The sequence below is a fragment of the Pseudofrankia coriaricola genome, from assembly GCF_032027725.1.
GTDB lineage: Bacteria > Actinomycetota > Actinomycetes > Frankiales > Frankiaceae > Pseudofrankia.
The window spans coordinates 1-23,190 of the sequence record NZ_JASNFO010000021.1 but is presented as its reverse complement, the minus strand read 5'-3'; the positions used below and the strand labels follow the sequence as shown (position 1 = coordinate 23,190).

26 protein-coding genes are annotated in these 23,190 nt (G+C 73.0%); 13 read left to right on the top strand and 13 right to left on the bottom strand.

Annotated features, from left to right (window positions below):
- Position 1: 1 nt before the first annotated feature.
- A complete protein-coding gene (locus QOZ89_RS12595; RefSeq protein WP_071051771.1) occupies positions 2 to 445 on the top strand; it encodes a hypothetical protein in 444 nt (147 codons plus the stop codon).
- Positions 446 to 533: 88 nt separating this feature from the next.
- On the opposite strand, the gene QOZ89_RS12590 is transcribed toward QOZ89_RS12595, so the two are convergent.
- Positions 534 to 1,112, bottom strand: coding sequence for a GNAT family N-acetyltransferase (locus QOZ89_RS12590; protein ID WP_312623823.1), 579 nt, complete (start codon positions 1,110 to 1,112; stop codon positions 534 to 536).
- A 90-nt stretch (positions 1,113 to 1,202) separates the two neighbouring features.
- On the opposite strand from QOZ89_RS12590, the gene QOZ89_RS12585 reads away from it, so the two are divergent.
- Positions 1,203 to 1,628: a PPOX class F420-dependent oxidoreductase gene (locus QOZ89_RS12585; RefSeq protein WP_071051773.1), complete on the top strand. Its 426-nt coding sequence runs from the start codon at positions 1,203 to 1,205 to the stop codon at positions 1,626 to 1,628.
- A gap of 53 nt (positions 1,629 to 1,681) precedes the next feature.
- Here the strand turns inward: QOZ89_RS12585 and QOZ89_RS12580 are convergent, their stop codons facing one another.
- The 4 genes from QOZ89_RS12580 to QOZ89_RS12565 all read right to left on the bottom strand — a co-directional run bounded on the left by QOZ89_RS12580 (position 1,682) and on the right by QOZ89_RS12565 (position 4,242).
- Positions 1,682 to 2,131: a PIN domain-containing protein gene (locus QOZ89_RS12580; RefSeq protein WP_071051774.1), complete on the bottom strand. Its 450-nt coding sequence runs from the start codon at positions 2,129 to 2,131 to the stop codon at positions 1,682 to 1,684.
- Positions 2,128 to 2,397: a type II toxin-antitoxin system Phd/YefM family antitoxin gene (locus QOZ89_RS12575; protein ID WP_071051775.1), complete on the bottom strand. Its 270-nt coding sequence runs from the start codon at positions 2,395 to 2,397 to the stop codon at positions 2,128 to 2,130. The genes QOZ89_RS12580 and QOZ89_RS12575 overlap by 4 nt, the downstream gene beginning before the upstream one ends.
- A 66-nt stretch (positions 2,398 to 2,463) precedes the next feature.
- On the bottom strand, positions 2,464 to 3,573 hold the full coding sequence (locus QOZ89_RS12570) for a M56 family metallopeptidase (protein WP_071051776.1): 1,110 nt from the start codon (positions 3,571 to 3,573) through the stop codon (positions 2,464 to 2,466).
- Positions 3,574 to 4,242, bottom strand: coding sequence for a BlaI/MecI/CopY family transcriptional regulator (locus QOZ89_RS12565; protein ID WP_241842108.1), 669 nt, complete (start codon positions 4,240 to 4,242; stop codon positions 3,574 to 3,576). It abuts the gene before it with no gap.
- A gap of 291 nt (positions 4,243 to 4,533) precedes the next feature.
- Between QOZ89_RS12565 and QOZ89_RS12560 the strand changes: the two genes are divergently transcribed.
- From QOZ89_RS12560 to QOZ89_RS12545, 4 genes are all read left to right on the top strand, one after another.
- On the top strand, positions 4,534 to 5,292 hold the full coding sequence (locus QOZ89_RS12560; RefSeq protein WP_241842109.1) for a TetR/AcrR family transcriptional regulator: 759 nt from the start codon (positions 4,534 to 4,536) through the stop codon (positions 5,290 to 5,292).
- 155 nt (positions 5,293 to 5,447) lie between these two features.
- A complete protein-coding gene (locus QOZ89_RS12555; RefSeq protein WP_241842110.1) occupies positions 5,448 to 6,662 on the top strand; it encodes an acyl-CoA dehydrogenase family protein in 1,215 nt (404 codons plus the stop codon).
- Positions 6,655 to 7,479, top strand: a complete 825-nt coding sequence (locus QOZ89_RS12550; RefSeq protein WP_116271711.1) for an SDR family oxidoreductase — start codon at positions 6,655 to 6,657, stop codon at positions 7,477 to 7,479. The genes QOZ89_RS12555 and QOZ89_RS12550 overlap by 8 nt, the downstream gene beginning before the upstream one ends.
- Positions 7,480 to 7,704: 225 nt before the next feature.
- On the top strand, positions 7,705 to 8,607 hold the full coding sequence (locus tag QOZ89_RS12545; RefSeq protein ID WP_312623822.1) for a hypothetical protein: 903 nt from the start codon (positions 7,705 to 7,707) through the stop codon (positions 8,605 to 8,607).
- A 248-nt stretch (positions 8,608 to 8,855) separates the two neighbouring features.
- Here the strand turns inward: QOZ89_RS12545 and QOZ89_RS12540 are convergent, their stop codons facing one another.
- From QOZ89_RS12540 to QOZ89_RS12510, 7 genes are all read right to left on the bottom strand, one after another.
- Entirely contained in the window at positions 8,856 to 10,082 is a 1,227-nt protein-coding gene (locus tag QOZ89_RS12540) for a styrene monooxygenase/indole monooxygenase family protein (protein ID WP_312623821.1), read from the bottom strand.
- 58 nt (positions 10,083 to 10,140) lie between these two features.
- Positions 10,141 to 10,785, bottom strand: a complete 645-nt coding sequence (locus tag QOZ89_RS12535) for a GTP-binding protein (RefSeq protein WP_397428738.1) — start codon at positions 10,783 to 10,785, stop codon at positions 10,141 to 10,143.
- A gap of 133 nt (positions 10,786 to 10,918) precedes the next feature.
- On the bottom strand, positions 10,919 to 11,305 hold the full coding sequence (locus tag QOZ89_RS12530; RefSeq protein WP_071051779.1) for a DUF742 domain-containing protein: 387 nt from the start codon (positions 11,303 to 11,305) through the stop codon (positions 10,919 to 10,921).
- A 93-nt stretch (positions 11,306 to 11,398) separates the two neighbouring features.
- Positions 11,399 to 11,845, bottom strand: coding sequence for a roadblock/LC7 domain-containing protein (locus tag QOZ89_RS12525; protein ID WP_071051780.1), 447 nt, complete (start codon positions 11,843 to 11,845; stop codon positions 11,399 to 11,401).
- Positions 11,846 to 11,853: 8 nt separating this feature from the next.
- Complete coding sequence (locus QOZ89_RS12520) at positions 11,854 to 13,239, bottom strand: sensor histidine kinase (RefSeq protein ID WP_071051781.1); 1,386 nt, start codon at positions 13,237 to 13,239, stop codon at positions 11,854 to 11,856.
- Between the two features lie 726 nt (positions 13,240 to 13,965).
- Positions 13,966 to 14,976, bottom strand: a complete 1,011-nt coding sequence (locus QOZ89_RS12515) for an LLM class flavin-dependent oxidoreductase (protein WP_071051782.1) — start codon at positions 14,974 to 14,976, stop codon at positions 13,966 to 13,968.
- A gap of 90 nt (positions 14,977 to 15,066) precedes the next feature.
- Positions 15,067 to 16,041: an SDR family oxidoreductase gene (locus QOZ89_RS12510; RefSeq protein ID WP_071051783.1), complete on the bottom strand. Its 975-nt coding sequence runs from the start codon at positions 16,039 to 16,041 to the stop codon at positions 15,067 to 15,069.
- A gap of 383 nt (positions 16,042 to 16,424) precedes the next feature.
- On the opposite strand from QOZ89_RS12510, the gene QOZ89_RS12505 reads away from it, so the two are divergent.
- The 4 genes from QOZ89_RS12505 to QOZ89_RS12490 are packed head-to-tail and all read left to right on the top strand — an operon-like array spanning position 16,425 to position 19,880.
- Positions 16,425 to 17,330, top strand: a complete 906-nt coding sequence (locus QOZ89_RS12505; protein ID WP_071051784.1) for a CoA transferase subunit A — start codon at positions 16,425 to 16,427, stop codon at positions 17,328 to 17,330.
- Positions 17,327 to 18,178: a CoA-transferase subunit beta gene (locus QOZ89_RS12500; RefSeq protein WP_312623819.1), complete on the top strand. Its 852-nt coding sequence runs from the start codon at positions 17,327 to 17,329 to the stop codon at positions 18,176 to 18,178. Before QOZ89_RS12505 ends, QOZ89_RS12500 begins: the two co-directional genes overlap by 4 nt.
- Positions 18,175 to 19,320 (top strand): NAD(P)H-dependent flavin oxidoreductase, encoded by a 1,146-nt coding sequence (locus tag QOZ89_RS12495; protein WP_312623818.1) that lies wholly within the window; start codon positions 18,175 to 18,177, stop codon positions 19,318 to 19,320. Before QOZ89_RS12500 ends, QOZ89_RS12495 begins: the two co-directional genes overlap by 4 nt.
- Positions 19,317 to 19,880, top strand: coding sequence for a hotdog family protein (locus tag QOZ89_RS12490; protein WP_083419421.1), 564 nt, complete (start codon positions 19,317 to 19,319; stop codon positions 19,878 to 19,880). The genes QOZ89_RS12495 and QOZ89_RS12490 overlap by 4 nt, the downstream gene beginning before the upstream one ends.
- 72 nt (positions 19,881 to 19,952) lie before the next feature.
- Here the strand turns inward: QOZ89_RS12490 and QOZ89_RS12485 are convergent, their stop codons facing one another.
- Positions 19,953 to 20,810: an SAM-dependent methyltransferase gene (locus tag QOZ89_RS12485; RefSeq protein ID WP_083419422.1), complete on the bottom strand. Its 858-nt coding sequence runs from the start codon at positions 20,808 to 20,810 to the stop codon at positions 19,953 to 19,955.
- A gap of 487 nt (positions 20,811 to 21,297) precedes the next feature.
- Between QOZ89_RS12485 and QOZ89_RS12480 the strand changes: the two genes are divergently transcribed.
- The 3 genes from QOZ89_RS12480 (at position 21,298) to QOZ89_RS12470 (ending at position 23,190) form a co-directional block, all read left to right on the top strand.
- A complete protein-coding gene (locus QOZ89_RS12480) occupies positions 21,298 to 21,945 on the top strand; it encodes a TetR family transcriptional regulator (protein ID WP_071051786.1) in 648 nt (215 codons plus the stop codon).
- A 177-nt stretch (positions 21,946 to 22,122) separates the two neighbouring features.
- Positions 22,123 to 22,251, top strand: coding sequence for a hypothetical protein (locus QOZ89_RS12475; RefSeq protein WP_274536593.1), 129 nt, complete (start codon positions 22,123 to 22,125; stop codon positions 22,249 to 22,251).
- 573 nt (positions 22,252 to 22,824) lie between these two features.
- Positions 22,825 to 23,190 (top strand): transglycosylase family protein, encoded by a 366-nt coding sequence (locus QOZ89_RS12470; protein WP_071049824.1) that lies wholly within the window; start codon positions 22,825 to 22,827, stop codon positions 23,188 to 23,190.

The window sequence follows — 23,190 nt, the reverse complement described above, 5'->3', positions numbered from 1 at the left end:
CGTGACGATCGAGACGACCGGCACCGCCGCCACCACCGGCGCGGCCGATCCCGCGAGCCAGGCCGGGCAAGCCCCGCCGGCCCCGCCGGCCCCGCCGGCCACGGACGAACGGGCCGGCGGCGCGGGGAGCGGCAGCCGCGCCGACGCGTTCCGCGCCGACATGGCGGCACTGCGCATCCGAGATCCGCGGGCTCGCAGCGAGGGGGCGCTGCTGCGCCTGGGCGCCGTGCTGCTGGCGGCCGGCCCCGTGCTGGGGGTCATCGCGTACGTGATCTCGCACGGGACGACGAACCCGCTGCAGCAGCGCGACGCGATCGTCCTCGGCACGGTCGCCGTCTCGATCAGCGTCGTCGGCGCGGCGCTGTTCGTGCGCTACTCGATGGCCGCCTTCCTGCGCTTCTGGCTCGCCCGCATCCTCTTCGACCGCCAGAGCCCACCCGCCTGACAGGACGAGCGCGGTCAGCAGAGGTGCGCATGCATCTCGCCTGCACACCGGAGCAGGAGAAGCTGCGCGCGCCCTGGCGGGCGGTGGTTCAGCCCGACTCGTCGGTCCAGGGGGCGCTTGCGCGGGCCAGGAAGGTCGGCGATGCCGCCGCCTCGGGGTTCAGCGGGAGTGCCATCGACAGGTAGGACTTCCCGGCCGGGTCGGCGTGGTCGCGCTCGGGGCCGCTGATCTGCTTGAACCCGTGCCGGCGGTAGGTCCGCTGCGCCGCGAGGTTCGCGACCTCCACCCACAGCCGGACCCCGATCGCGCCGACCGAGCGTGCCCAGCCCAGCGCGGCCTCGATCAGCAGGTCGGCCGCACCGGTGGCGCGCACGGCCGGTGCCACCCACATCGCGGCGAGCTCGCGGAACTCCGGTGCCATCGACGGCTGGTGGACGTCGATCATCCCGATCGGCTCGCCATCGCGCTCCAGCAGGAACGTGGCGTGCGCGTCCCCCGCGGCGGCCCGGGCGGCCCGGCGGGGCCAGTCGTCGCTCGGTCGCGCGGCCTCGCCGTCGAACGTCTGCCAGAACGCGCCGGGCGCGTCGGCGAGCGCGGCCAGCCGCACCTCGCGCAGCCGGGGGCCGTCGGACGCAGCGATACGACGAACCTCGATTCCCACACCCATATCCAACTTGTTCCTCCGCTATGGGTCTCGCGGGGTAGCCGCCGACGGTCGCGGTTCCCGGCCTCGCTGAGCGTGTGCGAGGGTGGGGGCATGGTGGCGATGGGTGCGGGGGAGTGGCGGGAGTTCGCGGCGGCGGGGACGCGGACCGGGAAGCTTGCCACCGTCCGGGCGGACGGGCGGCCGCACATCGCCCCGATCTGGTTCGTGCTCGACGGCGACGACATCCTGTTCAACACCGGCGCCGACACCCTCAAGGGACGCAACCTGCGCCGGGATGGGCGGGCCAGCCTGTGCGTCGACGACGACACGCCGCCGTACTCGTTCGTGGTCGTGAGCGGCACCGTGACCGTGTCGGAGGACTTGGCCGAGGTGCGCCGCTGGGCGGCCGCGATCGGCGGCCGCTACATGGGCGCCGACCGCGCCGAGGAGTTCGGCCGCCGCAACGGGGTCCCCGGCGAACTGCTAGTTCGCCTCACGCCCGCCGGTATTGTCGCTGAGCGCGACGTCGCCGACTGACTGCCGTCAGCTCGCAGAACCGCTCGGCGGTGGCGCCGTGTCCGCCCTGTGGCTCACCGGTGCTTGTACGGTGACCAGTGATCTTGGTCGGCTGGCAGCAGGAGGAACGGCTCCGGTTTGCCCAGCGGGACGATGGCGCGGTAGTGGCGATGATCGAGGGTGAACAGCGTCTTGGCGCCGTAGCGCGCGGCGAGCACGATGTTCAGACAATCGGTCGCACCGAGCTTGAGAGCCTCATAGCGCGTGTTCACTGTGACGACTGTGTCGATGTCGTGGGCGTCGCTGGCGGCCAGTTCCCAGGACCCTCGCGCGACCTCCGACAGGAACCGGTTGGCCGCGGTCAATCCGAATCTGGTCGTGAGCAGGTAGTCGGTCTCGGCGATGACCATGTGCGAGATCAGCATCGGACGTTCGATCCGATCGACAATCGCCACGCAGTCGGCGTGTTCGGCGGCGCCCGCGTCGAGGAATGCCAGGACACCGCTGGTATCTGCGATGATCATTCGCCGAACCCGGTGAGTTCTTCGGCAGCTTGGGCTGCCCAGCCCGGGTCACCGCTGTTGACATATCCGGCGGCGGGCCGGATCCAGGTCGACCGGCGAAGCGGCACCATCATGGCAACCGGCTCGCCGCGGTCTGTGATAACAATCCGCTCGCCCGCGCGTACCCGCCCGAGCACCTGGCTGGTGTGGTGCGAAAGATCGCGAATGCCGACAGAGTGCTCGTCGTCGTCATCATCATCGTCGAGGTCAAGAGCGGGACTGGCCATGTGGTAACAGTACCCCGCGTTGTGACCACGTCACGCCGTAGTCTGCGGGGCGCCTGAACCGTTCTCCTAGAACTGGGCCTCGAGCTCGAGGGCCATGGCCAGGGGGAGGTGGAGGTCGTAGCAGATGTTGCCGGCGAAGAAGCAGGAGCCGAGCGACAGGAATGCCGGGATCGTCAGCAGCATCAGGTGGCTGGAGGCGGGCAGCGGGCGTAGGAGGGCCCGGACCCGGCGCGGGACCGGGCCCGGCCGGGGAGTGCGCCCGGCACGATCGGCGCGCCGGGCGCGTGGGGGCCGCCGGACACTCTCGTCGCGCCGCGCGCGGCGCGACACCGTGGTCGCGGAGCGTGCCGGCTCCTCCAGCCAGTCAGGTACGGCGATGCGCAGCGCGGATGGGGCGGAGCCCAGCGACGCGTGACCGGCCGGGCACCGAGAACCAGGCGAGGCGGAGCCAGGGGATGACGGCGGGCCGGCCGCGGCGGTGACCAGGGCGGCCGTGCCGATCGCGCGGGCGACCCGCACCCGGTCGCCGACCTCGACCGCCGCCCGCTCGTCGGCCCAGCGCTCGACGCCGTACTCGACCAGCCGGGCGACCGGGCGCAGCAGCGGCTGGCCGGCGGCGGCGAGCCTTGTCGCATCGACGTAGCGATGGTGGCGGCCGCGGAGGTGGGCGCGCTCGTGCGCGAGCACCACCCCGAGCTCGTCTGGACTCAGGGCCGCGCGCATGGACTCGGTGACCACGATCCGGCCGGGTGAGCCGGGCAGCGTGAACGCGTCCGGGTGCTTGCCGGGGACCACCACGACGATGTCCCCGCCGGGAAGCGCGGCTGCCTCCACCCCGGCGGCCCGCAGGGCGGTCCGCTGCCGGCGCCACGCCCGCGCCGCCGAGACGGCGGCCACGACGGCGACGAGCGCGCACGGCCCCGACAGCCACACATCCTGGCCGGCGTCGGCCCAGGCCTCGGCGGTCCACCCACGTTTGCCGGTGTTCACCAGCGCTGTCGTCGTGTGGATGCCACCGGCGAGCAGCACCAGCGCCGTCCCGAGAGCGAGCAGGCAGGCGGAGACCGTGAAGGCGACGACGGCGATGCCCGCGGCCACCCGGTCCGCGAGCAGGCGCATCACCAGCGTGCCGAGCAGCGGGGCGACCAGTGCGCAGAGGACCAGCTCGCCGACCATCTAGTGCCCGGCCGGTGCGCGGCCGTCGCCGGAGCCGTGCCTCCTGTCCCACGGGCCTGTCTCGCCAGCATCCTGCCCGTTGTGGGGGGCGCGCCCGGCGGCGCCGTCCGGCCCGCCCTGGCCCGGCGCGTGGCCGGTGGACGGTGGGACCGGGTCCGCGAGGCTCTCCGTGAGCAACTGGCGGATGAGCGCCTCGTCGCCGGGGGAGAGCGCGGCGACGAAGTGGGTGAGCGCCGGGCGGTGGTCGGCCTGCTCGTCGAGCAGGCGGTTCATCCGCCAGGCGACGAGGCTCGCCGCGTCGGACTCCGCCAGGTAGAGGAAGGCGCGGCCGGCCCGGCGGCGGGTGACCACCCCCTTGCCATGCAGCCGGGTCAGCGTCGTGACCACGGCGCTGTACGACAGCGTGGCGCCGCTGACCAGGCGCTCGCGTACCTGGCCGGGGGAGAGCTCGCGGCGCGCGGTGTGCAGCACGTTGAGGATCTCCGCTTCCAACGAGCCCGGCGAGCGCCGCCGTATCCGGGCGGTGAGGGCCGCGTCGCCCGCTGTCTGGTCGGTCAGGACGTCACCGCCGAAGAGGTCGGCGCCGGTCACGGCCTCGTCGAGGAGGCCGCCGGCGCCCAGGCGGTCGTCACCGGTATCGTCCGCGAATCCGTCGGCATCGGGTACCACGCCCTTGACCATACGTTTCCGGATGCGGCCGCGGGAGGGCAGGTACGCCCGCGGCGCGCCGAGTCGCGCGGATTCTCGGCGTGTCGCCGCCAGCGGACCGCCGGTCGCGGCCACCGTGAGGCCCTGTCGCGGCGGCGGTCGCCATCACCGCGCGGTCACGCGGCGCCGAACCGACCAAGCGCTTGGTTGACGGGCGATAATGCGGAGGTGGACACCTCACCGACGCGTGACCGGGCCCGGGGCCGTTCCGGCGGGCGCACGGGCGCCATTGGGGCCGCGGACGGCGCGCCCGTGGCTTCCGTGCCGACCGCCGCCGGGGCCATTCCGGGGGCGACGTCGAGGGCCGCCGCCAGCGACGCCGAGACCGAGGCCGAAGCCAAGGCCGCCGCGCCCGCCCCGGCGCGCGCGGGTCGGCAGGGCAGGGCCGCCCGCACCGCCAGGGGCGGGCGAGCGGCGGCGGCTGGCGAATCGGAACGGCGCGCGGCCATCGTCGAGATCGCCGCCGGCCTGTTCGCCGAGCGGGGCTACCGGGCGACGACGGTCCGGGAGATCGCGGACGCCGCCGGCATGCTGTCCGGCAGCCTCTACCACCACTTCGACTCCAAGGAGTCGATCGTCGACGAGCTGCTGTCGAGCTTCCTCGATGACCTGCACGCCCAGCACGCCGCGATCGCCGCCGCGCAGGCTGGGCCGAGCGACACGATCGCCGCGCTGGTGAAGGCCGCGTTCGTCGCGATCGCGCGGCACCGCGCGGCCGTCACGGTGTTCCAGAACGAGCGCGGCTACCTGGCGACGCTGCCACGGTTCGCCTACCTGCGCGCCTCCGAGGAGGAAAGCCAGCGGCTGTGGCTCGCGGCGCTGCGCGACGGCGTCGCCGCCGGTGAGCTGCGTGCCGAGCTCGACCCCAGGCTGACTCATCGTTTCCTGCGCGACGCGATCTGGGTGTCGGTGCACTGGTACTCCCCAGATGGGCCCCTCGGGCCGCCGGAGCTGGCTGAGCAGTTCCTCACCACCGTCTTCGACGGCATCCGCGACCACTCGGCCGGTTAGCGCGACCGCGGCTATCCGTGACCTGCGCTGGGTGACCGCGACCAGGCATTCTGGAACGGACAATGGTCACCCGCGAGCCACGGACGGGACCGGGTAAAGTCGAGCCTGAGCGCGAAACCAAGCGCTAGCTTGGGCGGCGCGCTAGCCTGTCTGCCGTGGTGTCGAGCGAGCTGGTGCCGAGCGGGGCGTCAGGGCCGCCGGGCGCGGCCCACGCGGAGGCGTCCGGCTTCCGCGAGGAGGTGCGCGCGTGGCTGGCCGACGCGCTGACCGGTGAGTTCGCGGGGGCTCGCGGCCTCGGTGGTCCCGGCCGTGAGCATGAGGCGTTCGAGCTGCGCCTCGGCTGGGAGCGTCATCTCGCCGCGGCCAACTGGACCTGCCTGTCGTGGCCGAAGGAGCACGGCGGACGGGGGCTGTCGGTCGCCGAGCAGGTCGTCTTCCACGAGGAGTACGCGCGGGCGGACGCGCCGGCGCGGGTCGGGCTGATCGGCGACGGCATGGTCGGCCCGACGCTCATCGCCTTCGGTACCGAGGACCAGCGCCGCCGGCTGCTGCCGCCGATCCGTGCGGGCGAGGCGCTGTGGTGCCAGCTGTACTCCGAGCCGGGCGCCGGCTCCGACCTGGCCGCGCTGTCCACCCGCGCCCGCCGCGACGGCGACGACTACGTCATCCACGGGCAGAAGGTCTGGTCCTCGCTCGCGCATCAGGCCGACTGGGGGTTCGCGCTGGTGCGCACCGAGCCTGGCTCCGCGCGGCACCGGGGTCTTTCCTACCTGCTGGTCCCGATGCGCCAGCCCGGCATCGACATCCGCCCGATCGTGTCGATGACCGGCACATCGGAGTTCAACGAGGTCTTCTTCGACGGCGCGCGCACGCCGGCGGCCAACCTGGTTGGAGCCGAGGGCGACGGCTGGCGGATCGGGATGGCCACGCTCGGCTTCGAGCGCGGCACCTTCACGCTCGGCCAGCAGGTCGGCTTCAAACGCGAGCTGGAGCGGATCATCGCCCTGGCCAAGCGCAACGGAGCCTGGGAGAAACCGCACCTGCGCGACCGCCTGGTACGTGCCTGGATCGGCGTCGAGATCATGCGCTTCACCGCGCTACGCACGCTCGCGGATGCCACCGCCGACGTTCCGCCCGGCCCGGCGTCGTCGATCGGGAAGCTCTACTGGTCGACCTGGCACCAGCGGCTGGGGGAGCTCGCGATGGACGTGCTCGGCGCCGAGGCGATGCTCGTCGAGGGCGAGCCCTACGAGCTGCGGCCCGAGCAGTCTCTGTTCCTGTTCAGCAGAGCCGACACCGTCTACGCCGGGTCGAGCGAGATCCAGCGCAACATCATCGCCGAGAGAACGCTGGGGCTGCCGCGTGCCTGACGGGAAGATCGCCGAGACCACGCCCCAGGCCGCTGGCCCCCGCGCGGCGCCGGAGCCACCGCCTGGGCGGGACCTGCTGCGAGGGAAGGTCGTCCTGGTGACCGCCGCCGCCGGCACCGGCATCGGGTTCGCCACCGCCTGGCGGGCGGCGCTGGAGGGCGCGACGGTCGTCGTCTCCGACCACCACGTCCGCCGCCTCGGCGAGGCCGCGGCGAAGCTCGGCGAGCTGGCCGGCACGCCGCCGCTGGCGGTGCCCTGCGACGTGCGCAGCGAGGAGCAGATCGGCGCCCTGTTCGACGCCGTCCACGACACCCACGGCCGGCTGGACGTGCTCGTCAACAACGCGGGCCTCGGCGGCGACGTGCCGCTGACCGAGATGACCGACGAGCAGTGGTCGACGGTGCTCGACGTGACGCTGACCGGCACCATGCGGGCCACCCGGGCCGCCCTGCGCCGGATGCTGCCCGCCGGCGCCGGCGTGATCGTGAACAACGCCTCCGTCGTCGGCTGGCGCGCCCAGTCCGGCCAGGCGCACTACGCCGCGGCCAAGGCCGGCGTCATGGCGCTGACCCGGTGCGCCGCCATGGAGGCGGCCCCCTGTGGAGTGCGGGTGAACGCGGTCGCGCCGAGCCTCGCCATGCATCCGTTCCTCGCCAAGGTCAGCGACGAGGACTTCCTCGCCGAGCTTTCCCGCCGGGAGGCCTTCGGCCGCGCCGCCGAGCCCTGGGAGGTCGCTACCGTCATCGCCTTCCTCGCCAGCGACTACTCGACCTACATGACCGGCGAGATCGTCTCCGTGAGCAGCCAGCACCCGTAGCCGCCCTGCTCCGCCCGTCGCCTCCGTCGCCTCCGTCGCGCCCGTCGCGCCCGTCGCGCCCGTCGCGCCCGCTGTGAGCCTTGGCCCGCTGGCGAGCCCGGGTCGTGGCCTGGCGCCACGCCCGGGGCGCGGGCGGCCGGGAGGGCCGGCACGTCGCCGTTAGCCTACGTATCAATGGTTACTCTGTGTAGTCGAGGCGGTCGGTCTGGTAGGGCTGTTCGCGCCGTGGCCCTGACGCTGGTCGTGGCCGGGTGCATGGGGGCGGCCGGGGTCGCCGGCGCGCCCGCCGCGTCGGCCCTCATAGGGGTGCCGGTTCCGGCGGCTTCCGATGCGGGGCGGCTGCCGCCGTTCGGGCCGATCGGGCTCGAACGGGTGACCATCCCGCTCGGGACGCTCGATGTTCCCGGGTTCCTGGCCACCGGGCCGCTGGTCGCCGCGCTCGACCAGGTGCCGGCTGGTCCCGGCGAGCTCTACACGGTGGGGCGGCTGCAGGCCTACGGGATCCGGACCCTCGACGGCAGGGTGAGCATCAGGACCGCGATCGCCGAGATCGGCCACATCGGACCGATCAACGAGCTGGCGCCGTACCTGCCGGGCCCCGGGCACCTGGTGTTCGGCGACGGCTCCTGGGAGGTGGTGCCGCCGGGCACGCCCGGCTACCTGTTCTCCCGGCCGCAGTACCGGGTCGTGGTATTCCCCTTGTTGGGCGCTGTCGAGGTGGCCGCGCACGTGCCGGCCGCGATGGCCCCGCGGACCGCCGTGCGCGGCCTGTTCACCGGGCTGGACCCGGCCTACCTCGCGCTCATCCTGCGCGCCATGTGGCCGGCCGGCCCGCCGCGACCGGTCACCTATGCCGCGAACGATCCGTGGCTGGGCCTACTCGACCCGGGCGCCGCCGAATGGCCCGGCGCGGATGTCGGCGTCAGCCTGCTGGACGTCGTCGGCCCGGCCCTGGGGCCGATCTTCACACCGATGCTGAGCTCGCTGACCGGCGGCGCGGGCGCGCCGGCGATCGGCCCCGCGCTGCTCGACAAGCTCGCGCCGTTGTCGAGCCAGCTCGGGCCGCTGCTGGACAAGGCCATGCCCCTGCTGACTGGACTGGGCAAGTCAGGCGGTGTCGCGGGATGACACCGCGTTGGCGACCGATTCGCGCGACTCAGCCACCGCTGGTGACGGCGCATCGGCGCTGGCGCCAGCTCAGCCACGTCCTGGACCCTGAACCAGCCCAGCCCGGAAATACGCCTTCACCCGGATCCACCCGGGGAGGGCGCTCAGCGCCCGACGGCGGCGCCCGGCGGCGGGCGCGAAGCGTCCCGGACCTCCCAGATCGGCTCCGCAAGCTCCACCGATCCGGCAGGAACCCCGGCGGGACCGCCTCAGACGGTCGCGAGGTAGGCGGCCGTCTTCGCCGGGTCCATGAACCACTCGAAGAACTCCGGCGGGTTGTCGAAGCCGCTGGCGAACCGGCGGGCGACCGCGTCCTTGGCCTGCGCCGTGCAGAGGATCTGCAGCACGTGCTCCGGGGGCGGGCCGAGCAGCGCGTTCGTCCACGTGGTGACGTACTGGGCGTAGTCCCAGTACTTCTCGAAGGCCGCCGTCATCCACACGCGGTCGAACGGCTTGTCGCCGTGCGCGAGGATGCTGTCCAGATAGGACACGGCGCATTTCGAGGCGTTGTTCGAGCCCTGGCCGGTGATCGGGTCGTTCGCGACGACGACGTCCGCCATGCCGAGCACGATGCCGCCGTCGGGCAGCTCGCCGACCGGCCGGCGCACCACCGGGGTGTAGCCGCCGGCGAGCGTGGCGCGCGCGTCGGTGAGCTCCACGTCCGCGCAGCGCTCGTACTCCCACGGCACGTAGGTCCGCATCAGGTCGAGCAGGCGCGCCAGGTGCTCGTCCGGGCCCGGCTGGTCGGACCAGCAGTCCAGCGGGCCGCCTGGAATCCCCTCGAAGAAGAGGATGTCGCAGTTCCCGCTGGTCGTGTAACCCGGGATCATGAAGAGCTCGCCGACGCCGGGCACGATATTGAACCGGACGCCCGGGTGGTCGGGATGCTCGGGGCGCGGGGCGAGGCCGTGCACATAGGCCAGCGACAGCGCGCGCTGCGGGCTGGTGAACGGCGAGCGCTCCGGGTTGCGGTCGAACAGCTGGACCAGCTCGCCCTTTCCCGCCGCGACGACGACAAGGTCGTAGAGCGACGTGAGCGAGTTCAGGTCGGCGGTGGTGACGCCGTGGATGAGCAGCTTCCCGCCGCGCTGTTCGAAGAGCTCCGCCCAGCCCGCCATCTTCACGCGCTGGTCGATGGACTGGCCGTAGTCGTCGAGGCGGCCGAACCAGTCCAGGGCACGGCCGCCGTCCGGCGCGGCGACCGACACGCCGAGGCCCTCGATGCGGACGGCGTCCTTCTCCCACAGGTTCAGGCCGTGGTCACGCTCGTGCTGCAACGACGAGTGGAACATGGCCTGCGTGGACATGACGCGGCCGCCCCGGATCTCCTCCGGCGTGCGTGCCGACATCACTGTGACGTCGTATTCACGTTCCTGGAGCATCAGTGCGAGCTGAAGCCCGGACTGGCCAGCCCCGACGACCAGCACTTTACGCATGTGTTCGTGCCCTCCTAATGATCCTGGAGACAACGGCCGCCGGGCATGCGAAGGAAGATCATTTTCGCATGCCCATTGGCCCTGTAGGCTCCGGTGTCTCGGTCATCGACATCGTGTAGAGCACGAGCTCGCGCAGTGTCGCGACGACGGACGCGGGATCGCGTGCGTCGCAGGTCACCAGCAGGGTCCGCGGGCTCAGCGCAAGAGCTTCCCGCACCTCGGCGAGGTCGTGCCACAGTTTTCCGTCAAAAAGATTGACGGCGACGATGAAGGGCACGTCGGAATCGTTCTCGAAATAGTTGATCGCCGCGAAGGACTGGTCCAGGCGGCGGGTGTCGACCAGGACGATCGCGCCCAGCGCGCCGCGCGACAGGTCGTCCCACATGAACCAGAAACGCGCCTGCCCCGGCGTGCCGAACAGGTAGAGCACGAGGTCGGGGTCCAGCGTGATCCGGCCGAAGTCCATCGCGACGGTCGTCGTCGTCTTCCCGCCGCTGGGCGGGAGGTCGTCGACGCCCTCGCTCGCCTCGGTCATCCACGCCTCGGTGTTGATCGGGGGGACCTCGGACACCGACCCGACGAGGGTTGTCTTCCCCACGCCGAAACCACCGGCGACCACGATCTTCGCCGAGATCGTCAGTGGGCCGCCGCTCGCGTCGTCCTTGTTTCGCGCGCCCGGGCGGCGCGGGTCGCTGGGGGTCATGTCGGCAGGGCTCACGTCCGCGTTCCTGTAGTCATGGCGCCTGAATGTCCTGGCTTGGTCTGGTGGCAGCGCACCTGGCGGTGGCGGAACCCGGCCCCTCCTTCCGGGGAGGGGACCGACGCCGCGAAGGCCGTCAGACGGGAAGCTCCCGTAGGCCGCTGAGGATGCGTTCGAGCACGCCCCGATCGTCGCGGAAGGCGTGCGCCGTCGGGTGGATGAGCACGGCGCCCTGCGTCGCCAGGTCGCTGATCAGCACGCGGACGACACCGAGCGGAATGGCCAGCAGCGCCGACAGCTCGGCGATTGACAGCTGCGAGCGGGCGCGCTCGTAGAGCGCCTGCGACTCCGGCATGAGCGCCTCGCTCAGCGCCGGGTCGTACCGCGGCACGGACACCAGGGTCTCCACCAGCAGATGGTGGCGCGACCTGGTCCGGCCGCCGGTCAGCGCATATGGCCGAACCCTCTTGCTGCGCGCGGTGTGGACCAGCCTCGCCGGCCTCGACTCCTGCGGCACCGCCATCACTTTCCCTGTCTCCTCGAAGGCCAAAGGGCGTGCGAAAATGTCTTCTTTCGCATGCCCGGCGGCCGTTGTCCCGGGATCACTCGAGGTGGCTCAGCCGGCCGGGCGGCGCCCGACGAGGACGCGCCGCAGGTCCGCGCGCCGCTCCGGGGTGAGGGCGTGCCCGGCGTGCATCACGAACTGCGTCATCTCGTAGCCGACGACCTTCATGTCACAGTCCGGCCCGGTCATCACCGCGAAGCCGGCGCCGGCGTCGATTCCCATGAAGAGGAAGTAGCCATGGGAGAGCCGGACGATGATCTGCTCGCAGTCCCCCTTGCCGAACAGGGCCGCGCTGTTGCGGGCAAGACTGAGCATCCCGCTGGCGATGGCCGCGAGACGCTCCCCCTCCTCGGTGCTCATCGACTGGGAGGAGGCCAGCGCGAGCCCGTCCGCGGACATGATCAGGGCGTGGGTGGCGCCGTGCACCTTCTGGACGAAGTCGTCGATCAGCCAGGTGAAGTCCGGGCTGGCGTGGCGGTTGTGCTCCTGGGCAACCATCGTTGGCCTCAGTCCCGTCGCAACTCGTCGAGGGCAGCCTGCTCTCCTTCGGAGAACGCGCCGAGATCCGCCAGTAGTTTTTGGTGGCCGGCGCGTACGTCGGCCTCCGTGGGCGCCGGGGCCCCGGCGGTGCCGGGCGCGCCGCCCGGTCCCGCCGCGGCGACGGGTGCGCCGCCCCCCTTGCCGCGCGGCTCGCGCAGGCTGTGGGACACCCGCCGCGGCAGCCCGCTCGCCGTCGTCCCGGGCGCGGCCGACGCGAGCATCGGACCGGTGACCGAATCCGTGCGCCCGCCGGCCTGGCCGCCGTCCGCGCCCACCGGCCGTGCGTCGCGCACGCCCGCGGCCGCCGCGGCCGCCCGCGAGCCCGCCCGCCCGTTCGCCGCCTTCCGGCCCGGCAGCGAGGCGACGGCGCCATTGCCGTTACCGCTGCTCGCCTCGGCGAGGGGCGCCTCGACCGGCCCCGCACCGGAGGCGGGCGACGGGGTGACCACGGTCCGCAGGCCGGACCAGCCGGCGTCGGACAGCTCGCTGATGAGCGGCGCCGGCAGCAGGACCGACGCGGTGGTGCCGTGCGGGTGGCGGTGGTCCAGCCAGGTCCTGATCTCGTACCTGGCGGCGAGCCGGCGCACCACGGCCAGCCCCATGTGCCGCACCGCGTCGTCGTCGAGGACCGGCTCGGCCTCCAGCCGCGCGTTGAGCTGGCTCAGCCGCTCCGGGGGAAGCCCGATGCCCTCGTCCTCGATCCGCAGCAGCGCGCTGCCCTGCTCGGTGAGATGGGCACCGATCCGGACCGGCGAGTGCGGCGGCGACGACTTCGTCGCGTTGTCGAGCAGTTCCGCGACCAGCCGGCTGACGTCCTCGGCCGCGAAGCCGACGACGCCCAGGCTGACGACCCGCCCGACGGTGACCCGCTGGTAGTAGTCGATGGACGACATCGCGCCGCGGATCACGTCGACCAGTGACAAGGTGTCCGACGTGCTGTCGCCGGCGTCGCGGCCCGCGAGCACCCGCAAGTTCTCGGCGTTGCGCCGCAGCCGGGCGGCGAGGTGGTCCAGCCGGTAGAGCTCCGAGAGCCGGTCGGCGTCCTCTTCCCGGGACTCCATGCCCTCCAGCTGCGCGAGCAGCGAGTCGACCAGGTTGAGATCACGCAGCGCGAGGTCCGCGCAGATGGCCGCCAGCGCCTCCTCGGCCTCCGTCGGCCTGGCCGGCGACCGCCCTGTGGTCAGGCCGTCCCGGCTCGGCGCCTCGGCGCGCGCCCCCACGCCCGCCGGCGTGGCGGGCCGCGCGAGGCCGGGTCTTGGCGGCTGTGGGCCGAGTAGCTGGGAGGCCGCCGCGCGGGGGCCACCCAGCAGCGCACGTGATCGGTTCAGGAGTTCCCGAGCCCGCGTCGTCATCCCACCCCGAGCGCTCTCTCGTCGTGTCCGGCCTTCCCCACACGTCCCCTCGCCAGCGCGGAAGCGGGCAGACATGGGACGTCAAGCTGGGCGTCCCATGGTGCCGCCCGTTCGCTCGCCTCGCCGGCTTTCCCCCGTTGGCGGCTTTCAGGGTTACTGACCGTTGCTGTCTGGTGCGTTCCTTTTGAGGGTACCGGTCGCCGTTCCTGGCGTATCGCGGGCATCGGGAGGACCACGCGGGACAACACCCGGCGTACACGCGGGGGAATCGGCCCGCGGCGCCGCGGGAGTGCCCCTCTTGCGCACCCACAACTGGAGCACCACGTGCGATCCAGTACCGAACTTGGGCGGCAAAAAGATGGGCCTAAAGTCCCGGATCCCGGCGTTCGCAATTTCACAGCCAGGGTCGATCGTGGCCACGGTGCCGCCTCGTCCGCCGGCCCTCCGTCACCACCGGTGCAGGCCGCGGGCTCGCCCCGCCGGCCGCGCCCGTCGACCCCCGCGCTGGGAGAGCGTGGCGGAGAGTGCTCAGCGCGCCGAGGCCGACCGGGTCATCGGGCCGTCTCCGCCCAGCCGGCCCAGGGGCTTCCGCCGACGGTCCCTGTCAGCGGATCGTTGGGACCGCCGCCCGCGACCACGGCGAAGCCACGCGACCGCGGGCACGCCGGCCGCGCCGCCGGCACCGCGCGGGGCCGCGGGCCGCGGGTTCTCGACGCCCGCGCGGGCTCAGCCGGCCGGCCGGGCCTCGGCGGCGAGCCGGGGGAGCACCGCCTCGGCATAGAGCCGCAGGCTCTCCCAGCCCTTTTCCGGCGGCATTCCGCCGCACAACGGATGCAGGACCGTGACTGGTGGCATTCCGCCCTCTGCGGCGTTTCCCGCCCGCTCGACGCACTCGTCCGGGGTGAGGATCCGGTAGCGGCCCTCGGCGCGCAGTTCCTCGAGCGTCGTCGCGTGCGAGTGCGCCGCTGACGTCTGGCCCTCCGGCTGCCAGGACGAGTAGAGCAGAGCCTCGTGCAGGAAGTGCTCGCCAAGCTCGGCCCAGGCCTTCTCCGGGTCCTCGGCGACGTGCACGAACGCCGTGTCCGCGGGCGGCATGATGACGAACCCGGACGTGCCATGCTCGGCGCACTGTTCGTAGTAGTACGCCTCCAGGTCCGGCAGCGTGTTCGGCGGGCACAGCGGCAGCCCCAGCCGGGCCGCCCGGCGTGCCGACGCCCTCACCGACCCGCCGACCCACAGGAGCTGGGCCGGGGCGCTGGCCGGCGGCGGCGTCACCCGCACCGTCCGGCCGCGGTACTCGAACGGCTCGCCGGTCCAGGCGGCCAGGATCGCCGCCAGCGACTCGTCCAGGAGAGCTCCCCGCCGCGACCAGTCGAGCCCGGCGTCGGCGTACTCCTGCGGCCGGTAGCCGAGGCCCGCGACGGCGGTGAGCCGTCCCCGGCCGGCCAGGTCCAGCACCGCGAGCTGTTCGGCCAGCCGCAGCGGGTCGGAGAGCGGCACCAGCAGTGCCTGGACGATGAGGTGGATCTTCCTGGTCGCCCCGAGGATGAGTCCCGCGTTGGTCAGCGGCGCCGGGCTCCAGCCGTTGTCGGCGCCGTGGTGCTCCTCGAGGGAGACCATCGCGAACCCGTTCTCGTCGGCGAACCGCGCCATCTCGACGCCCGCCTGGTAGGACGCCGCGAGCGCCCCCCGGTCGAGGCCCGGCACCGCGAAGTTGAACCGAAGTACGGACAGCATGGGTGTAGCCCTTCGTGAGAGGTGTGCCGGTCAGGTGCCCTGGCCGAAGGGCGCGCGACGATGGCGGAGCCTCGCGCGCCCGGAGGTCCATCAGGTGCCATAGACGGGTTCGGCTGGCGGAGCGGCGGCGAGCAGCTTGTCGACGGCGGGGCCGACGTCGGCCGGGTCCCACCGGCCGCCGCGGTCGGCCGGCACGCCGTGGTGCCAGCCGGAGGCGACCGCGATCCTGCCGCCCTCCACCTCGAACACCTGCCCGGTGACGTGCGCGGAAAGCTCGCTGCCGAGCCACACCACGAGCGGCGCGATGTTCGCCGGGTCCATGGCGTCGAACCCGGCCTCCGGCCGGGTCATCGACGCGAACACGCCCTCGGTCATCCGGGTGCGCGCCGACGGCGCGATCGCGTTCGCCGTCACTCCGTAACGGGCGAGCTCGGTGGCCGCGGTCAGCGTGAGGGCGGCGATGCCGGCCTTGGCCGCGCCGTAGTTGGCCTGCCCGACGCTGCCCTGCAGCCCGGCGCCGGAGCTCGTGTTGACGACCCGGGCGTCCGGGCGCCGGCCCGCCTTCGCCTCGTCGCGCCAGTAGGCGGCGGCATGCCGCAGCGGCGCCGCGTGTCCCTTGAGGTGGACACGCACCACCGCGTCCCACTCCTGCTCGGTCATCGAGACGATCATTCGGTCGCGGACGAAGCCCGCGTTGTTCACCAGCACGTCCAGCCGGCCAAAGGCCGCGAGCGCGCTCGTCACCAGCGCCTTCGCCCCCTCCCAGTCGGCGACGTCGTCGGTGTTCGCGACGGCCTCGGCCCCGAGCGCCCTGATCTCCTCGACGACGGTCAGCGCCACCGGCTCGCCGGCCGTGTCACCCCCGGCGACGTTGCCGCCGGCCGCCGCGCCGGGATAGGCCCCGTCGCGTGCCACGCCGACGTCGTTGACGACGACCCGAGCGCCCTGGCGGGCGAACTCCAGCGCGTGCTCGCGGCCGATGCCACGGCCGGCGCCGGTCACGATCACCACCCGGCCCGCGCAGATCCCGCTCTCGCTGACCCCGTCTCGGGTTCGCTCCGACACCGCACTCCCTCCGCCGCCTTCCTCGTCACCCGGACGGCTTGCGCCCGGGGTTCCTGCTGGATCGACGGACAGGGTCCCTCCCGGATCGGCGGAGCCGATTTGGGAGGTTGTGATCCGGGAGGTTCGGCTCACGTGGCCACCCCTTCGCTTCGTCGCCGGCCGGCGACGGCTCGGGCCCGAGCCCGGGGCGCCCGCGGTGTTCTCGCGGCGGCCGTCGACGGCTGGTAACTTACCGAACCAAGCAAGCGCTTGTGTAGATGTTCCGCGGGACCCGGCCGCGGCCGATGCGCCCGCGGGGCGCGGGCCCGTCCCGGCCACAGGGGGACACAGGCCCGCACGCGGCCGCGGAGACGACGGCCGCGCAGACGACACAGGGACGGTTGATGGGCGCGAAGCTGCTCACGATCTCCGACGCCGTAGCGGTGGTGGAGAACGGCATGACCATCGGCATCGGCGGCTGGGGGTCGCGCCGCAAGCCGATGGCCCTGGTCAGGGCGCTTGCCCGCGGCCCTGCCACCGACCTCACTGTCGTCGCCTACGGCGGCCCGGACGTGGGGCTGCTCGCCGCCGCGGGCAAGATCCGCAAGCTGGTCAGCGGCTTCGTCTCGCTTGACTCGGTCCCGCTGGAGCCGCATTTCCGCGCCGCCCGCCAGCGCGGCGAGATCGAGTTCGCCGAGCTCGACGAGGGCATGCTGCAGTGGGGTCTGCTCGCCGCGGCGCACCGGCTGCCGTTCCTGCCGATCCGCGCCGGCCTCGGTTCCGACGTCCCGGCCACGTTCCCCGGCCTGCGCACCGTCACCTCGCCCTACGACGACGGGGAGGAGCTCCTCGCGATGCCGGCGCTGCCGCTCGATGTGGCGTTCGTGCACGCGAACCGGGCCGACGCCGCCGGCAACGCCGCCTTCCTCGGCCCGGACCCGTATTTCGACGACCTGTTCTGCCTGGCCGCCCGGCACCGGGTGCTCTCCTGCGAACGGGTCGTCGAGACCGCCGAGCTGACGAAGGAAGCACCAGTCCAGGCCCTGAGGATCAACCGGATGATGGTCGACGCGGTGGTCGAGACACCGAACGGCGCGCACTTCACCAGCTGTGTGCCCGACTACGACCGAGACGAGGCGTTCCAGCGGGCGTACGTGACGGCGGCCGGCGGTGACGGCGCCGGCTGGGCGGCGTTCCGCGACCGCTACCTCGCGGGCGACGAGGCCGCGTACCAGGCCGCCGTCCGCGCGGACGACGGCTCGGCTCGGCGCGCGGGTGACCGCGCGCAGGCGAAGGAGGGCGCGCGATGACCCAGCTCGACGCGACGGCGGCCGGCGCCGCGGGGGCAGCCGGGACCGCGGGGGCAGCCGGGACCGCGGGGGCAGCCGCGCGCGCCGCCCGGCGGGCGGACGTCTGCGCGCTCGCGTGCGCGGAGGCGTTCCGCGGCGCCGGCGAGATCCTGGCCAGCGCCTTCGGGACGGCGCCCGCGCTCGGCGCGCGCCTGGCCCGGCGCACCTTCGCCCCGGACCTGCTGCTCTCCGACGGCGGGGCGATGCTCCTGGCCGACCCGCCGCCGCTCGGCGCGGTCCCTGCCGGGGCCGTCGTCGAGGGCTGGCTGCCGTTCCGCTCGGTCTTCGACGTGGTCGCCTCCGGCCGGCGCCACGTCATCATGATCCCGTCGCAGCTGGACGCCTACGGCAACATGAACATCTCCGCCATCGGGCCGCACGGTCATCCCAGGGCCCAGCTCATCGGCACCCGTGGCGCCCCGGGCAACACCGTCAACCACCGCACCAGCTACTGGGTGCCCCGGCACGGCCCGCGCGTGTTCGTCGAGCGCGTCGACGTCGTCTGCGGCGTCGGCTACGACCGCGCCCAGGCCGCCGGGCCGGCTGCGCGCCGCTTCCACGGCCTCGGCCGGGTCGTCACCGACCTGGCCTCGCTCGACTTCGCCGGCCCGGACCACCGGCTTCGGCTGGTATCGGTGCACCCGGGCGTCACCGTCGACGAGGTCCTCGCCGCCACCGGTTTCCCGCTCGCGCTTCCCGACGGTGGTCCGGGCGCCGTCCCGACGACCCCGGTGCCTGCCCCGGCCGAGCTGGACCTCCTCGACGCGTTCGACCCGAAGGGCCTGCGCTTCCGGGAGGTGCAGGCATGACGGCCCCGGCGGCCGACCCCAGGCTCCAGACGGCGTTCACCCGGCTGACCGGCGTCCGGTACCCGATCGTGCAGACGGGGATGGGCTGGGTCTCCGGCGCGCGGCTGACCGCCGCGACCGCCGCCGCCGGGGGCCTGGGCATCCTCGGCTCGGCGACGATGACCCTCGACGAGCTCGCCACGGCGATCCGCTCGGTGAAGGAGCGCACGGACGCGCCGTTCGGCGTGAACCTGCGCTCGGACGCCGAGGACGTCGAGGACCGGGTCGGTCTCATGATCTCCGAAGGGGTGCGGGTCGCGTCGTTCGCGCTCGCGCCCCGCAAGGACCTCTTTCTCCGGCTGCGGGACGCCGGCATCGTGACGATGCCGTCCGTCGGCGCCCGCCGGCACGCGGAGAAGGTCGCCTCCTGGGGTGCCGACGCGGTGCTCGTCCAGGGCGGCGAGGGCGGTGGCCACACGGGCGCCGTCCCCACGTCGCTGCTCGTCCCGCAGGTCGTCGACGCCGTCGACATCCCCGTCGTCGCCGCCGGTGGCTACTTCGACGGGCGCGGCCTGGTCGCCGCCCTCGCCTACGGCGCGGCCGGCATCGGCATGGGCACCCGCTTCCTGCTGACCGCCGACAGCACCGTCGCCGACAACGTCAAGGCCCGTTACCTTGCCGCTGGCCTCGATGGCACTGTCGTGACCACCCGTGTCGACGGCGTCCCGCACCGGGTGCTGCGCACTCCGCTCGTCGACGGGCTGACGGCGGCCAGCCCGCTCACCCGGCTGCCGCGCGCGGTCCGCAACGCGGCCGCGTTCCGGCGGCACACCGGCGCCAGCTGGCGCGGGCTGCTGCGCGAGGGCCGGGCGCTGCGCGCCCACGGCGGCCTGTCCTGGAGCCAGGTCCTGATGAGCGCGAACACCCCGATGCTGCTGCGCGCCTCGATGGTCGAGGGCCGCGAAGACCTCGGCCTGATGACGTCCGGACAGGTGGCTGGCCTGATCGACGACACCCCGACGGTCGCCGATCTCGTCGAGCGGATCATCGTCGAGGCGACGGGGGTGCTCGACCGCCTCGGCGGGATGGGCCAGACCCGCGCCGTCGAGGCCGTCGCGCCGTCCGGGGTCGTTGCCTCGACCGAGGACGGACGCGCTCGATGACCATGGGGCGTCCGGCGCGTCCCGCCGAGTCGGCGCCTCTCGCCGAGCCGGCCTCGCCGCCAGGGCGGACGCCGCCCGGGCGAGAGCCCGCGCCGGGGCCGCTGACGCTGACCGGGCCGGACGAGCTGCGGACCTCGGCCGGCCGGATGGTTGGCCCCACCGACCCGTTGGTGATCGGCGTCGACCGGGTCGACGGGTTCGAGGCCGCCACCGGCGGTCCACGACCCGGCTCCGCGGCCGGCGCGCCGGGCGCGCCCGGGCGGCTCGGGCCGGCGGCCGAGCGGCCGGTGCCGGGGCTGCTCCTGCTCTCGCTGGTGAACTTCGTGCTGCCCAAGCTCGTCGACGTCCGCGGCTTCGCGGTGGGTGTCAACTACGGCACCGGCGCGGTGCGGTTCCCGTCGGCGCTTCCCGCCGGCGGCGCCGTCCGCGGTGGGCTGGTCATCCTTGACGTGGCCGATGTCCCCGGCGGCCTTCAGGCCACCTACCGCGTCACTCTGACGGCCGAGACGACCGGCCAGCCCGTCTGCGTGGCCGACGTCCTCGCCCGCTACCTGGTGTGAGGGGGTGGGCCCCAACAGGGCCCGACCAAGGCGACCAAGGCAGCTGGGCACGACCGGGCGCGATGGTGCCCGTCAGGCGGGCTTGCGGGCCACGGCGGCCCATACGCCCGCAAGCTCCGGATCTTCGGCGCGCCAGTGTGGTGCGAGCGTGACGCCGGGGTCGAGCAGCTCCCACCCATAGAAGAACCGTTTGATCTCGTCGAGCGAGCGCGGGTAGAAGTGCTCGACCATCGACGTGAGCGGCCGCGAGTAGTCCGAGGTGTCCAGAGTGGTGACGGCGCCATCCAGGCTCGAGATCTCTTCGGCGATGCCCAGGTGGGTGAGCACCAGATAGCTGTCGGCGGGCAGGGCGTCGGACAGGGTCCGCACGGCCGCCCAGGGGCCGTCCGCGTGGTGGAGATAGTGCATGATCCCGACGAGCACCAGCGCGACCGGCTGGGTGAAGTCGAGGATGTCCGCCGCGCGGGCGAGAATGTCGGCGGGTTCGCGGACATCGCCCAGCAGGTAGTCGGTGGTCCCCTCGGGGGTGCTGGTCAGCAGCGCCCGCCCGTGCGCCAGCGCGATCGGGTCGCGGTCGACATACACGACGCGGGCGTCCGGCGCCGCCCGCTGGGCGACCGCGTGGGTGTTGTTGGCTGTCGGCAGGCCCGTGCCGATGTCGAGGTACTGGCGGACTCCGCGCTCGGCGGCCAGCAGGTGCACGGCTCGGCCCAGGAAGTTCCGACCAGCGCGGACGTTCTCGGTGAGCCAGGGCGCCGAGGCGAGGATCGCCTCGCCTGCCGTGCGATCAGCGAGGTAGTGGTCCTTCCCGCCCAGTAAGTAGTCGTGGACGCGGGCGCCGTGCGGGATGTCGATGCGTAGGTCGACGTGCTCGCCGCCGGTCGGCTCGGCGTTCCATGCAGTGTTCCCGGTGATCCCGCTGTCGGCCATGAGACCCCCCGATCTTCATGCCTGCTGGACGGCGCGGATGCGGCCTGGGACGCCGAGCTGGGCGTCGCGCGCCTCGCGCGTTCGCATGACGCCCGCGAGCAGGCACGAAGCGGGTTCAACGCGACGTATCCAGACCGAGTAATGACGAATCGTAGCGGTCGCGGGTGACCTACGCCGTACCGGGCGCCCCGGCCGCGCCGTTGCTCGGGCTCGTTACGGCCGGCTGGCGGTGCCATGTCGGGGAGGAACGAGCGGGCGCGAGCTAGGTAACAAATCCGGCCGACTCGCCCGCGCGTCTGGTAACGATGGGATCGACCCTCCGGGCGGTACTGGACTGGTCTTTCTGACCGTCTGCCGGCTGGTTTCGGCTGGCTCGACCGGCCCGACGCGGCGCTTGCGCCTGCGGGGTGCGGGGCGCGGGGCCTAGAGTAGAACAGGATCTAGTTTTTTGAGGGTCGGTGGACTGGTTGGCGGCGAGGAGGCTGCGGTGAGCGAGGCCGTGCCTTCGGCGGCCGCGTCGCCGTCGCCCAAGGGTGTACCGGCGGCGACGGCGACGCCGTCCCAGCAGGCGCGCCGGGAGCGCATGCTGACCGCCGCGCTCGCCCTGGCCAGCCGGGGCGGCTACGACGAGGTGCAGATGCGCGAGGTGGCCGAGCAGGCCGGCGTCGCGCTCGGCACCCTCTACCGCTACTTCCCGTCCAAGGTGCACCTGCTGGCCTCGGCACTGGCCCGCCACCTCTCCGGCCTGCGCGAAGCCGTGCTGCCCGCGCCGACCGGCTTCGAGGACCCGGCGACCCGGGTGCTCGCGATGATGAACCGGATGGTCGACGAGCTCAGTCGCGACCGGCTGGTGGCCGAGGCGCTGATCCAGGCGATGACGCTGGCGTCGGCCACCATCGGCACCGAGATCGACGACGTGGACGAGGCCATGATCGGCCTCATCGGTGTAGCCGCCTTCGGCCCGGACCACGTCATCGACGAGCGGGACAAGCTGATCACCAACATCATCGGCAAGGTCTTCCTCAGCGACCTGAGGTACTGGCTGGGCGACCGGATGACCCTTGATGGCGTCCGCGCCTCGCTCGCTGACACCGTCACCGTCGTTCTCGCTGGCCAGCAGGCTCTCAGCAGGTAGTTCTCGGCGACGGGGCCGTTCCCGGCGACGCGGGCCGCCGGGTCGCCGACGTCGGCCACTGGCCCATGGGCCGTTGACGGCACGGGACGGGACGGCGTGTCGCCCCAGCGTGCGTTCGACCCCTGACGTGAGGGGTTGCATTCGACAACCGCCTCGTTACGATCAAGCAACCGAGCCGTGTCCGATGAGAACCCGCCGGCCACGATGGCCGGCGAGTGGAGCCCTCGCAAGGCGAGGGAGCGTGAGCAGGCCCATGAGCGCGCCGTGGCCGCCGAGATCGCCCGCCTCGGTCTGACCGCGGACTGACGCATCCCGGTCCTCTCTGACCGGTCTGACCGGCGATTCCGGTCAGATCGATTCAGAGAGGCCGATATATCACCTCATGTCGAACGGGCTGGCGCACGTATGGGGACCGTCACAATCGCGAACGCTGCGTGCGGAGCTCATAAACGGAGCGCGCCGGGCGGGAACGGGCCGGTCACGCAGACGGGCGGCCGGCGCGTGGCGAATACCTCCGTGCACGGCGCGCGAGTATTTCCCGCTCGAATTCTTGCTTCACCTGGCCCGGCGGGACGGAAAAGCGCGGGTGATGCGGGTCACGTTGTTTTCGGGGTTTGCCAGGCGCCCGGGCTGGCTGTCATGGTGTTTGCAGTGCCCGATCGGGGCACACGCCGGGCGGGACGCCGTATCACTGCCCCCGCCACACGGCGCACAGGCTTCGGACCCGATGGCAGGGACCGGAGACGGACCGTCGGACACCGTCCACACGTGTCACGGCCAGCGCAGCCCTTTTCGTGGTTTCCCGCCGAACCTTTTCCTGCGGCGGTGGACTGCCGCGCGTGTCCGTCTTCGTAGGCGTGGGAAAGGACCAGAAGACTCTTGGCTCGTCGTGGCATCTCCAACCGCGTCCGCGCGCTCGTTCTCGGCCCCGCCCTCGCCGCCGCCGTCGGCACCGGCCTCGCCGTCACCACGCCCGCCCACGCGGCCAGCCACCCTGCCTCGGCCCAGCGGTTCCTGTCCGCCGTGATCCCGTGCGAGTCCGGCGGCAACCCCCGCGCGGTCAACTCCATCGGCGCCGGTGGCCTCTTCCAGTTCCTGCCGTCGACCTGGCACGGACTCGGCGGCGCGGGACTGCCCCAGAACGCCTCCAGCTCCGAGCAGTGGGCCAAGGCCGTCAAGCTCTACAACCAGCAGGGCACCAACCCCTGGTACGCCTCCAAGGCCTGCTGGGGCAAGCGAATCTGA